Origin of the sequence: Enterobacter asburiae, assembly GCF_007035645.1 — a bacterium.
GTDB classification, from domain to species: Bacteria; Pseudomonadota; Gammaproteobacteria; order Enterobacterales; family Enterobacteriaceae; genus Enterobacter; species Enterobacter asburiae_B.
Window position 1 is genome coordinate 2,093,850 of record NZ_AP019632.1, and the last position, 12,275, is coordinate 2,106,124.

The following is a 12,275-nucleotide window of genomic DNA, read 5'->3' on the forward strand; positions in this document are numbered from 1 at the left end:
GGCGTGATGAGCGAACGATTTCGTGATGTTTCACCGGAAGACGCCGAGCTTCAGCCCATTATCGAAGGGCTGTTCGGTGAATATGCCGCCCGCTACGGGGACTACTTCTCCAAAGACGCGGAAGTTGAGCTTACAGAGTGGTATTTAGCGCCGCAGGGGCTGTTTATCATACTGGAGCGCGACGGGAAGATTATCGCCACCGGCGCGTACAAACCTTTCGACGAACGCACCGCAGAAATCAAACGCATCTGGACGGACAAAACCCTGCGTCAGCAGGGGCTTGCCGGGCGCGTGGTGCAGGAGCTTGAGCGCAGGGCGGTGCTGGCAGGGTACAGCCAAATATACCTGACAACCGGATTTCGCCAGCCGGAAGCGGTACGGCTCTATCTCAGCCAGGGCTATCAGGCGCAGTTCGATCTGAACCGCGATCCGGAAGAGTACAGCCAGCCGCCGTTTGACGGTCGGCTGCGCTTCACCAAAACGCTGGTACGCGAAGCGTTCAGTAAAACCGCATGAGGAACGACGATGAGCAACGTTGAAACCATTAAGGTGGTCCCGGCGCGTTATCCGCTGCGGGCCGTCGGCGCCGCGGTGGCGCTGTTTGTCCTGGCGGTCGTGATTCAGTCCGTGGCCTTTAACCCGCGCTGGGAGTGGACGGTGTTTGCCCGCTGGTTCTTTGACCCGGTGATCCTCGAAGGTGTCGGGCAGACCCTGCTGCTGACGCTGATCGGCACCGCGCTGAGCGTGGTGCTTGGGGGCATGCTGGCGCTGGCGAGACTCTCTTCATCCTGGCTGCTGAGCAGCCTGGCGTGGGCCTACATCTGGCTGTTTCGGTCGCTGCCGCTGATCGTGGTGCTGATCATTCTCTACAACTTCTCCTATCTCTACGACACGCTTTCGCTCGGCGTGCCGTTCACCGGCATCACCTGGGGCAGCTTTGAAACCATCAACGTGCTGGGTCAGTTTTCTACCGCCGTGGTGGGGCTCACCCTGGTGCAAAGCGCCTATACCGCCGAGATCGTTCGCGGCGGATTCCTCGGGGTCGATCACGGCCAGTATGAGGCCGCCGCCGCGCTCGGTCTGCCGGCCTGGCGACGCACGGTGCGCATCATTTTGCCTCAGGCGCTGCGCACCATTCTGCCGTCGGGGTTCAATGAAATCATCAGCCTCGCCAAGGGCACGGCGATGGTGTACGTCCTGGCGATGCCGGAGCTGTTCTATACCATCCAGATGATCTACAACCGCACGCAGGAGGTGATCCCGCTGCTGATGGTCGGTGCCGCATGGTATCTGGCGATCACCACCGTCCTGTCCGCTATCCAGTATGGCGTCGAGCGCGCGCTTGCCCGCAGCGAACGCCGCTCTGCCGTTAACCAGAACCGTGCCGCTCGTCGCACCCGTTCTGTCACCACCACGCCAGCACAGGAGCCCGTCCATGCAAGCCTCTCCTGAAGGACATATTTCGATTACCGGCGTCAGCAAGTATTTCGGTCGCCATAAGGCGCTCGACAACGTTTCGCTTGAGATCCCGCCCGGGTCCGTGACGGTGATCCTCGGGCCGTCCGGCTCCGGTAAATCGACGCTGCTGCGCACCATTAATCACCTGGAGCGCGTCGATGAAGGTTTTATTCAGATCGACGGAGACTACATCGGCTATCGCCGTGAGGGCGACAGGCTGTATGAGCTGAAGGAGAAGGAGATCCTCAAGCAGCGCGTCAACGTGGGCTACGTGTTTCAGAACTTCAATCTCTTTCCGCACCTCACGGTGCTGGAAAACCTGATTGAGGCGCCCATCGCGCATAAAAAGCTCAGCAAAAAGGAGGCGGTGGAAAGGGCGTACAGCCTGCTGGACGTGGTCGGGCTGCGGGATAAAGCCGATGCCTGGTCTCGTCATCTCTCCGGCGGGCAGCAGCAGCGTATTGCCATTGCCCGCGCGCTGGCGCTGCGTCCCCGCGTGATGCTGTTTGATGAGCCCACCTCGGCGCTGGACCCGGAGCTGGTGGGGGAAGTGTTAGACGTGATCAAAAAGCTGGCCCGGTCCGGCACCACGCTGGTGGTAGTGACCCACGAGATCGGCTTTGCCCGTGAAGTGGCGGATCAGGTGGTGTTTATGGTCGACGGAAAAATCGTCGAGCAGGGAAGCAGTGACGAGGTATTAAACCGTCCGTCACATGCGCGAACGCGCCAGTTTCTCTCCAAAGTCTTGTAAGGAGTGCCAATGAAATATGGACTTCTGGCGGGGCTGGTCTTCACGGCGGCGAGCCACGCCAGCATTGATTTGAAAGCCAACGAGCAGCCGCTGCCGGTGACGGTGGATCGTCAGGCCGTGGGGAAGATCCCCGCCAATTACAAATTCGTTGAGCCGGGTACGCTGACGGTCGCCGTTTCGGCGCTGAATTCTCCGCCGCTGGCGCTGCTGGCCAGCGATAACCGCACGCGCATTGGCAGCGACCCGGATATCGCCCGCCTGCTGGCGGGCAGCCTGGGGCTAAAGCTGAAGCTGGTGCCGACGGCGTGGGAAGACTGGCCGCTCGGGATCGCCTCCGGGCGCTACGACGTGGCGCTGGTGAACATTGCGGTGACCGAACAGCGTAAAGAGAAATTTGATTTTGCGACCTACCGCGTCGATTCGCTGGCGTTTTCGGTGAAATCCACCAGCGAGATCCAGTCAATCAAAAGCGCGGAAGATCTGGCCGGGAAAAAGGTGATCGTCGGCTCTGGTACCAATCAGGAGCGCATTCTGCTGGGCTGGAACGAAGAGAACAAAAAGGCAGGGCGGGCGCCTGCGCTGCCGGTCTATCTCCACGACGATGCCTCGGGCAATCTCTATATTCAGTCCGGCAGGGCGGATGTGTTCTTTGGCCCTCAGTCGGTTTCAGCCTACAAAGCGGCGCTCACGGGTAAAACCCGCGTGGTCGGTTTAGGGCCGAAAAAAGCCTATGTCGCCACCACCACCAAAAAGGGCAATGAGCTGGTGTACGCGCTGCAGGCCGCGCTGGACGGCGCGATTAAGCGCGGAGATTACCAGAAGGTGCTGGCGCGCTGGGGCGAGCAGGGCGAAGCGGTGGCGCAGTCGGAGGTCAACCCGCCTGGGATAACCTACTAATGGTGCTCTATACCCAAAATAATTCGAGTTGCAGGACAAAACGGCTTGCCGTTTTGAACAGCGCTTGCGCTGGCCCCGAAGGGGCGAGGCTACAGGCCGAGTAACGCGGCAAGGGAACGAATCCCCGGGAGCGTACACAAGTACGTGACTGGGGTGAGTGAGTGCAGCCAACGCACCTGCAACTTGAAGTATGACGGGTATACACTTAGGGTTTTCATCCCTGCGGAGGCAACATGATTAAACTCTATGGCGTACCCGGCTGGGGCTCGGCAATCGGTGAAGTGATGCTAACCCTGGCTGATATCCCTTATCAATTTATCAACGTGGACGGGTTTGACCAGCCCGGCCCGCAGCGTGAGCTGCTGCAAAAGCTCAACCCGCTGTGTCAGGTACCCACGCTGGAGCTGGAAAATGGCGCCATCATGACCGAAACGGCGGCAATCGCCCTGATGGTGCTCGACAGATGTCCCGATCTTGCGCCGCCCGTGGGGCAGGCCGAACGCCAGCAGTTTCAGCGCTTGCTGATCTGGTTTGTGGCCAACGTCTATCCCACGTTTACGTATGCGGACTATCCCGAACGCTGGGCGCAGGATGCGCCTGAACAGCTGCAGAAAAACTGCATCGAATACCGGAAGTCCCTCTATTTGTGGTTCGAAACTCAGCTCAAGGCCGCCCCGTTTGCGCTGGGTGAACGGCTGACGCTGCTGGATGTTTATATCGCGGTGGCGCGAACCTGGGGGCCACGCCATGACTGGTTTGCGGCCAATACGCCGAAACTGACGGCCATCGCAGATACCGTATGTCAGCTGCCGGAACTGCACAAGGTGTTAAAGGCCAACGGTATTATCTGATAACGTGGAGCCCTGACTCACAACTGGAAGCCTGCATATGCCACACGTAGATATCAAATGTTTTCCCCGCGATTTGAACGACGAACAAAAAACCGCACTGGCCGAGGATATTGCTGAGGTCATTATTCGCCATTTCAACAGCAAAGACAGCTCGGTGTCCGTTGCGTTGAATCAGGTGAACCAGGAGGACTGGAAAGAGCAGGTCTGGGATACCGAAATAGGACCGAAGCTGGACGAATTAATCAAAAAGCCAGGCTATTCAATGTAAGCGCAATTGCCGGGGGGGAACTCTCCTCCCCGGTTTTTCCCGTCTCGTCTTCCCGCTTTTTCGCAAAAATCGATAAAAATGCGTTTTATCTTATCCGTTACACTTTACGTTTCTGACTGACATTTCATACATCCTTAGGAAAGATCTCAAACAGAATCAGTTAAGGACAGACACGCTAAAGGATAATTTTCTCATGACAAAATTACCCCGTTTTTCACTCGCCTTTCTTCACCCTCGTTACTGGCTAAGCTGGGCCGGCATCGCCGCGCTGTGGCTCATCATGCTGCTACCTTATCCGCTGCTGTTCCGAATCGGCCACAGTCTTGGACGGCTGGCGATGCGCCTGCTTCCGCGCCGCGTTGAGATTGCCCGCCGCAACCTGGAACTCTGTTTTCCGGAGATGAAAAAGGCGGAGCGAGAGTCACTGCTGCAGCGTAATTTTGAATCGGTAGGAATGGGGGTAATCGAAACCGGGATGGCATGGTTCTGGCCTGCGTGGCGGGTGAAGAAATGCTTTACCGTGACGGGTTATGAGCACATGGAAAAGGCGCGGGCAAAGGGAAATGGCGTGGTGCTCGTTGGCATGCATTTTCTCACCCTTGAGCTGGGCGCGCGGATCTTTGGCATGCTCAACCCCGGCATTGGGGTGTATCGTCCGAATAATAACGCGCTGCTGGACTGGCTTCAGACGCGCGGGCGCCTGCGCTCCAATAAAACCATGCTCGATCGTCATGATTTAAAGGGCATGATCCGCTCGCTGAAGCAGAATGAAATTTTGTGGTACGCCCCGGACCATGACTATGGCAAAACCAATAGCGTCTTTGTGCCGTTCTTTGCGGTTGCGGATGCCGCCACGACCGCTGGAAGCTATATGCTGGTCAAAAGCGCTAAGCCTGCCGTCATTCCCTTTGTGCCGCGCCGCCGGGCGGACGGTACAGGCTACGAACTGATTATTCTGGAGGATATCAGCGAGTCGCTGCAGGGGGGCGATAAAGAATCTGTTGCGACGCAGATGAACAGGGCGATTGAGCAGGCGGTACGGATGGCGCCAGAACAGTATATGTGGCTGCACCGGCGCTTCAAAACGCGTCCTGAAGGTCAGCCTGACCGGTATGCCCGCCGCAAGAGCGTGGCACCAAAGGCTGATATCCTGTCTGCCGCCGATCTTTCCGAACGGTCGGGCGTCCAGCATTAAGGCAGCAATCCAGCCCTCACCGTGCAGTGAGGGCAGGATCGAGGCTTACAGCGCAGACCTGCGGTACGGCGCATAGTCCGCCTGCCACCAGGTCTTCTCAATACGCGCCATCAGCGTCTCATCATCTATCGCCGGAGCCACGCCCTGTTCAATCGCGGCCCGGGCGACGGCAACGGCAATCTGGCGTGAAACCGTTTCAATCTGATCTACCGGCGGCAGCAATCCGCCTTTTTCCGTGGTGACCAGCGGAGACTGCGCGGCCAGGCTGCGGCTTGCTGCCATCAGCATCTCTTCCGTCACCCGGCGCGCGTTGCAGGCCAGTACGCCCAGCCCCAGGCCCGGGAAAATATAGGCGTTGTTACACTGGGCGATCTCGTAGTGTTCATTCTCCCAGAATACCGGGGCGAACGGGCTGCCGGTGGCCACCAGCGCGGCACCCTGGGTCCAGGCGATAAGATCCTGCGGCTGGGCTTCCGCCCGCGAGGTCGGGTTCGAGAGCGGCATGATGATCGGGCGCGGACAGTGGCGATGCATCTCTTTGACAATCTCTTCGCTGAACAGCCCCGGCTGGCCCGAAACGCCGATCATCACCGTGGGATGCGCGTTCTTCACCACGTCCAGCAGGGAAATGTTCTTCGCGTCAACCTGCCAGCTGCATACGGCGTCGCGCGCGGTAAGCAGGTTTTTCTGGAAATCGAGCAGGTTGGTCATGTCGTCGGTCAGCAGGCCGAAGCGATCGACCATAAAGATCCGGCTGCGCGCTTCCGGCTCGGTCAGGCCGTCATCCACCATCAGCGCCACAATTTTTTCAGCTATCCCGCATCCGGCAGAGCCGCTGCCCAGGAAGACCACGCGCTGGTCGCGAATGCGCGTGCCCGCGGCATGGGCCGCCGCCATCAGCGTACCGGCGGTCACGGCGGCCGTGCCCTGGATATCATCATTGAAGCAGCACAGCTGGTCGCGGTAGCGCTGAAGCAGCCTGGTGGCGTTTTTCTGCGCAAAGTCCTCAAATTGCAGGAGCACATTGGGCCAGCGCGCTTTAACGGTGCTGACAAACATATCCATAAACTCAGCGTACTGGTCGTCGCTGATGCGCGGGTGGCGCCAGCCCATGTACATCGGGTCGTCGAGGTGCTGCTGATTATTGGTGCCGACATCCAGCATAATCGGCAGGGTAGAGGCCGGATGGATCCCTCCGCAGGCGGTATACAGCGACAGCTTACCAATTGGGATACCCATTCCGCCGATGCCCTGATCGCCAAGCCCTAAAATACGTTCCCCGTCCGTCACCACAATCACGCGAACGTCGTTGCGCGAAAAGCTTTGCAGCATCTCATCAATACGATGGCGATTCGGCCATGAAATAAACAGGCCGCGCGCGCGTCGATAAATCGTGGAGAAATGCTCGCAGGCTTCACCGACCGTCGGGGTATAGATAATCGGTAACGTCTCTTTGAGATGCGAACGCAGGAGGTTATAAAAGAGCGTTTCATTGGTGTCCTGAATATTTCGCAGGTAAACATGACGTGAAATATCGCTTTTAAAATGGCAGAACTGCACCCAGGCGCGCTCGGTTTGTTCTTCAATGGTTTCAACGTTGTGCGGCAATAACCCATGCAGATTAAAATTGTCACGCTCTTCTTTAATAAATGCGAGTCCTTTATTTAGCAACGGATTTTCCAGCAATACGGCCCCGTTATAGGGGGTGTACAGAACTTCTTTCCGGGACATGGTTAACTCCTGAATTTTTTATTTAAAGCAGATTAAGAGATGAAATAGATCATAATGCCTTCGGTCACGACCCCGACGGCAGTGCCAATTAATATGGAAGAGGATGCGGTATCAATATAGGTATCGCTGCGTAAAGCAAACATCCCTGCGGCAATCGCGGAAGGCGTTGCGCCAATAATGACGACCTGCTGCAGTAAGGTGTGGCTCAGGCCAAAGGCGATCCCTGCGGCGGCCATCATTGCCGGCTGAATAAGGTTTTTAATACTGATGTTGGTAAACGTCTGCACGTTCAGTTTTGGACGCTCACCGTAAAACAGCAGGCCGAGGGCAAACAGGGATAGTCCGCCTGAAACTTTGCCAACCATTTCGATAGGCATGCTGAGAATGGACGGTATCTGCACGCCGGCCAGGCTGAGCAAGACGCCGGAGACCGGGATCCAGACGATAGGATTGCGTGCCGCCTTGATGAGGTTTTGCACGATCATCGCGCCCGGGTGCAGTGCCTCCAGGCCATCTTGACCGTTTTTATCACCCATACGAATCAGGACGATAGTCAGAGGGATCATGATAACGCTGGTAATAATATTGCCAATCAGCACGCCGATAAATCCTTCCGGCCCAATCAATACCGCCAGGACCGGTGCGCCAAAGTAGGCCATATCAGGAAAGGCGCAAACCAGAGACTGAATGGCGCTGGTTTTGATATCGTGGCGAAAAACGTAGCGCGAAATAAATAGCGTCAGTAAATACGATCCCATTAAACCGACAACTAAAACGGCCATAAAGGTCAGGTTCTTAATTTTATTCGGGTCGGTATGCAGTGCACCGATAAAAAGATGGAAAGGAAGGGCGAAACGAATCACCACGGTTGCCATGACGTTTGCATCTTCTCGCCGGGAATATCCCAGCTTTCCACTTAGCCATCCAAGTAACATTATAAAGACGAGCGGAAACAGTGACTGTAATAGTAATGAAGGCATAGTATTTCCTGTAGGGTATTTTATGTGTTTTATTGCAGCGCTAATCTAGCGCTTAGAAAGCAGGGCAGGAGTGACAAGGGTCACACTCTCTCTGGTTTTATTAATTTCAAAAAGATTGCATTAGTTGGATAACTAATACTTGCGTCAAATATTGATAAGACGCAAGAAAGCGACAACGGTCGCCATAAATAACTTTAGTTACTTAATGCTGAATTAAGTTATTTAAAAGCAAAGAGCCGAATTGTTCACATTTCTCCCGGCAGGCCCGTGCTAATTTCATGTTGAGCCTGTTTTTAGAAAAGGCCATCTAAGTCTTTATTTATATTTAAGAACATTTATTCGTATCAGGAATAGTTTCAGTTATTCCTTTCTCTGTTTATCCGAACACAAATTCAGGTGATTATATGAAAGATAATCCTGTACCGACTTCTGAACTGTCGACCTCGCGTTTTGCCTTTGGGCTCAACAATACCGAGGTGGGCACGGTCCCGTTGATGCTGTTCGTCGGGATTGCCGCGATTGTGGCGACGTCCGCCTGGGCAGGGCTGCTGCCAAAAAATATGATTGGTGGACTCGCGGTCATCATGACCCTCGGCTTCGCGTTTGCCAAAGTAGGGCGTCAAATCCCGGTGCTGAAAGATATCGGCGGCCCGGCGATCCTGTGCCTGATGGTCCCCTCCGTGCTGGTCTATTTTGGCGTATTCGGGAAACATACCCTTGATACCGTGCATCTGCTGATGAAAGAGGCGAATCTGCTCTATTTCGTCATCGCCTGCCTGGTGGTCGGCAGCATTCTGGGGATGAACCGGGTGCTGCTGATCCAGGGGATGATGCGCATGTTTGTTCCACTGGTGGCCGGAACATGCATGGCCGTGCTGAGCGGCCTCATTGTGGGCTCACTGTTTGGTTATACGCCTTACCACACCTTCTTCTTCATCATTGTGCCCATCATCGGCGGCGGGATTGGCGAGGGGATTTTGCCGCTGTCCCTGGCCTATTCGGCAATACTGGGGCAGACGCCGGACGTCTACGTTGCGCAGCTGGCACCCGCTGCGGTCGTCGGGAATATCTTCGCCATTATTTGTGCGGGCTCGCTGGCGCGTCTCGGCGCGAAACGCCCTGCGCTTTCGGGAAATGGCATGCTTACGCGGAGTAAAGACGACACCAGCCTGTTTGCCGGGGCGCAAAGCACGCAGCAGACGGATTTTCATCTGATGGGGGGCGGATTGCTGATGGTGTGCGCGTTTTTCATCGTCGGCGGATTGTTTGAAAAACTGGTACACATTCCCGGCCCGGTGCTGATGATCCTGATTGCCGTCCTGTGTAAATACTTCAGGGTTATCCCGGCCTCAATGGAGCAGGGCGCGCACAGCTGCTATAAATTCGTCTCGGCTGCGCTGGTCTGGCCGCTGATGATCGGCCTCGGGATGTTATACGTGCCGCTTGAAAGCGTGGTGTCGGTCTTCTCGGTGGGATACGTGGTGGTATGCGGTTCGGTCGTGATTGCGATGGCGCTGAGCGGCTACTTTATCGCGTCGCGTCTGAATATGTATCCTGTTGAAGCGGCCATTGTGACCTGCTGCCACAGCGGGCTGGGCGGAACGGGGGACGTGGCCATTTTGTCCGCGTCTAACCGGATGTCGCTGATGCCGTTCGCGCAGATCGCCACCCGCATCGGCGGCGCGTCGACGGTGATTTTCGCCACGCTGCTGATGGGCTGGATAATGGCGCACTGATCCGAAACGTCAGGATGCTGAATCGCAAAGACATTTTCAGGGTGCCGCTGCGGTTCAGTCCTTTATAAAACTCACCGCGCTGTATAGAATTACCGCACCCACAGCGACGGGATACCACACGATGACCGGAAGAGTTGATTATCAGATTGAAAAATATCTCCTTACCGAAGCCGCCGAGCCGGAGCGCCTGACGCGCCAGTGGGCAGAGGTGATGGAGGAGTGTCGTGAGCAACAGTCCGGTGCAGAGGAGCGGCTGCGCCTCGCGTTGCTCAATGTGGATTACGTCACCAGCTTCGAGCTGCCCTTCAGGCTGCTCCTTACCCGTGCGCCCCAGCTGATAGACATTGTCAGAAAAGAGCTTCAGCTCAGTCAGAAAAATGTTCTGTTTAACGGCAAGCGCTTTGGCTGCGTCTATAGCCTGAAAAGAGATCTCGACGGAATACCTGACGAATTTACCTATCAGCTGAAAACGCGTATCCAGCGCAGTGACGCGACAGGATGCAATGAACTGCCTTACCGGCAAATTGCCCAGCAGGTTAAAGCCCCGAAGGAACGCCTCAGGCTGGCGCTGGAAAACGGGCTGTCGGTGACGGCACTCGACGGGCTTTTCTGGTTTGGCATTCAGCGCATCGCGGCCGATGTGCAGAGATTACGCAAAACGGGGATGAGGATCGTGACGTCCGACGCCGAGGTGTTTGATACGCTCACCAAAACAACCCGGCGGATCCCTGTTTATAGCCTTGCTCGCCTGGAATGAGTATTCGCCGCTGACCGGTCGACGGCATCAAACATGACGGAAAATTGCGGCCAGTTTTTTTACAGCGTCTTCTATTTCCCTTTCCGTGTAAGCAGCAAATCCCATCAAAAAACCGGTGGACGCGGGGGGACCTGCATATAAATTGGTAAGACCAAGTATATCAACACCCGCGCGGCGGGCGGCGGTGGCTATTTCTTTCTCGGATATGCCGTGCTTCAGGTGACAAGGCATTTGCATTCCCCCCGCAGGCGTTTCACAGGTAACATATTCGGAGAGATATTCGTCCATCATGCTTGCCAGCGTGTCGCGACGAGCAACATAAATACTCCGCATCTTACGAACATAGGCGCCAAAATGGCCTCCCTCCAGAAATTTAGCCAGCGTCAGCTGGGTTATTGAGGCGGTGTGACCATCCATTAATGTCCTCGCCATGGTAAAGGGCTCTGTCAATTCTGAGGGAACGATCATGTAGGCAATTCGCAGCCCAGGGAACAGAGACTTGGTGAACGTGCCGATATAAATTGTCCGGTTATACGTATCAAGCCCCTGAAGACTGGCCATAGGCTTACCTTCGTAGTGAAACTCGCTGTCATAGTCATCCTCAATAATCCAGGCTCCGTAACGGTTTGCCCATTTAACAACTGCCAGTCGTCGGTCAAGAGAGAGCGTCACCCCGGTGGGGTACTGATGAGAAGGCGTAAGGTAGATCGCCCTGGCAGGCTCGGTCAGAGAATTAAGCCCGTCAACCGAGATGCCTTTTTCATCAAGAGGAACCGGAATACAGCGAAGCCCTGCAGCGTTGAACGCTTTGTGTGCCCCTTGATAAGAGGGATCTTCAATGACAATGCCATCCCCGGCGTCCATCAGCACGTGGGAACAGAGCGCAAGCGCCTGTTGAGAACTTGTCAGAACGATGACCTGTTCTGCCCTCGCACGCGTTCCGCGCTCAAGGTTGACATATTCCGCAATTGCCCGTCGCAGGCGCTCTATACCCTGGGGTGGACTTTGCTCTAACGCCTGGTGCTGAAACTCCTTCAGTACCTGTCGCTGAAGACGCTCCCAGATCGGAAGGGGAAACATGCGGGTTTCAGGAATGCCGGGCGCAAGGGGGCGAGGTGAAGAAAACTCGCGGATCCCGCCGCTTTCATAAACGATCTTTCCTCGGACGCTGAGTTTTGCTTTTCGTATCTTAGCGGTTGGCTGATGCTGTCGAGGACGGGGTTTTAAAAAACGCGCGCTGGAAGAGACGAAGCTCCCTCTGCCTGTTTGTCTCTCAATAAAACCTTCGGCATGCAGGCTGGAGTAGGCCGCTTCAATGGTGTCCCGTGAAACGCCGAGAGAAGCCGCCAGCGCGCGTGAAGCAGGAAGGGTCTTTCCGTGGGATAATACCCCTTCCAGTATCAGCGTCCGTATTGCTCTCTGGATCCTTTCATGAAGCGGTAGCGATCCGTTAGCGGGGTCGATAATCCATGCCTTAACCGTTTCTAGCTGCGCGTGCTTAAACATTACGTTGTCCACTTTCACTCTGTATCTCTTGATTCTAAAGCAATAGTGCATGCAGCAGGATGAAAAATTGGTCTGCCTTGATGCCGAGAATTGGCGGGGCAAAACGTGCCATTCAGCGAATACACTCTTCCTGAAACGAATAAAC

The 12,275-nt window shown here is 55.7% G+C and carries 12 protein-coding genes; 9 read left to right on the forward strand and 3 right to left on the reverse strand.

Annotation, left to right across the window (positions count from 1 at the left end; translation table 11 throughout):
* Positions 1–6: 6 nt before the first annotated feature.
* The 7 genes from FOY96_RS09905 (at position 7) to FOY96_RS09935 (ending at position 5,420) form a co-directional block, all read left to right on the forward strand.
* Positions 7–516, forward strand: a complete 510-nt coding sequence (locus FOY96_RS09905) for a GNAT family N-acetyltransferase (protein ID WP_143346936.1) — start codon at positions 7–9, stop codon at positions 514–516.
* A 9-nt stretch (positions 517–525) separates the two neighbouring features.
* Entirely contained in the window at positions 526–1,452 is a 927-nt protein-coding gene (locus FOY96_RS09910) for an amino acid ABC transporter permease (RefSeq protein ID WP_033145670.1), read from the forward strand.
* Entirely contained in the window at positions 1,436–2,209 is a 774-nt protein-coding gene (locus FOY96_RS09915) for an amino acid ABC transporter ATP-binding protein (protein ID WP_033145669.1), read from the forward strand. The genes FOY96_RS09910 and FOY96_RS09915 overlap by 17 nt, the downstream gene beginning before the upstream one ends.
* A 9-nt stretch (positions 2,210–2,218) precedes the next feature.
* Positions 2,219–3,106 carry an ABC transporter substrate-binding protein gene (locus tag FOY96_RS09920; RefSeq protein WP_143346938.1) on the forward strand — a complete coding sequence of 296 codons (888 nt, stop codon included), beginning with the start codon at positions 2,219–2,221 and terminating at the stop codon, positions 3,104–3,106.
* A 233-nt stretch (positions 3,107–3,339) separates the two neighbouring features.
* A complete protein-coding gene (locus FOY96_RS09925) occupies positions 3,340–3,957 on the forward strand; it encodes a glutathione S-transferase family protein (RefSeq protein WP_143346940.1) in 618 nt (205 codons plus the stop codon).
* Between the two features lie 37 nt (positions 3,958–3,994).
* Positions 3,995–4,225 carry a tautomerase PptA gene (gene pptA / locus FOY96_RS09930; protein WP_143346942.1) on the forward strand — a complete coding sequence of 77 codons (231 nt, stop codon included), beginning with the start codon at positions 3,995–3,997 and terminating at the stop codon, positions 4,223–4,225.
* A gap of 193 nt (positions 4,226–4,418) precedes the next feature.
* Positions 4,419–5,420, forward strand: coding sequence for a Kdo(2)-lipid IV(A) acyltransferase (locus FOY96_RS09935; protein ID WP_033145666.1), 1,002 nt, complete (start codon positions 4,419–4,421; stop codon positions 5,418–5,420).
* Positions 5,421–5,465: 45 nt separating this feature from the next.
* Here the strand turns inward: FOY96_RS09935 and FOY96_RS09940 are convergent, their stop codons facing one another.
* Together FOY96_RS09940 and FOY96_RS09945 are read right to left on the reverse strand one after the other, a co-directional pair.
* On the reverse strand, positions 5,466–7,151 hold the full coding sequence (locus tag FOY96_RS09940) for an NAD-dependent malic enzyme (protein WP_087822652.1): 1,686 nt from the start codon (positions 7,149–7,151) through the stop codon (positions 5,466–5,468).
* Positions 7,152–7,183: 32 nt separating this feature from the next.
* The gene (locus FOY96_RS09945) at positions 7,184–8,131 is read right to left on the reverse strand and encodes an AEC family transporter (protein WP_023311961.1); all 948 of its coding nucleotides are present in this window, start codon (positions 8,129–8,131) and stop codon (positions 7,184–7,186) included.
* Positions 8,132–8,535: 404 nt separating this feature from the next.
* Here FOY96_RS09945 and FOY96_RS09950 point away from each other — a divergent pair, with 404 nt between their 5' ends.
* Entirely contained in the window at positions 8,536–9,867 is a 1,332-nt protein-coding gene (locus tag FOY96_RS09950; protein WP_143346943.1) for a 2-hydroxycarboxylate transporter family protein, read from the forward strand.
* Between the two features lie 121 nt (positions 9,868–9,988).
* Complete coding sequence (locus FOY96_RS09955) at positions 9,989–10,624, forward strand: ECs1377 family protein (RefSeq protein ID WP_143346944.1); 636 nt, start codon at positions 9,989–9,991, stop codon at positions 10,622–10,624.
* Between the two features lie 27 nt (positions 10,625–10,651).
* Here FOY96_RS09955 and pdxR read toward each other — a convergent pair whose 3' ends face one another.
* Positions 10,652–12,130: a MocR-like pyridoxine biosynthesis transcription factor PdxR gene (gene pdxR / locus FOY96_RS09960; protein ID WP_143346945.1), complete on the reverse strand. Its 1,479-nt coding sequence runs from the start codon at positions 12,128–12,130 to the stop codon at positions 10,652–10,654.
* Positions 12,131–12,275: the final 145 nt, after the last annotated feature.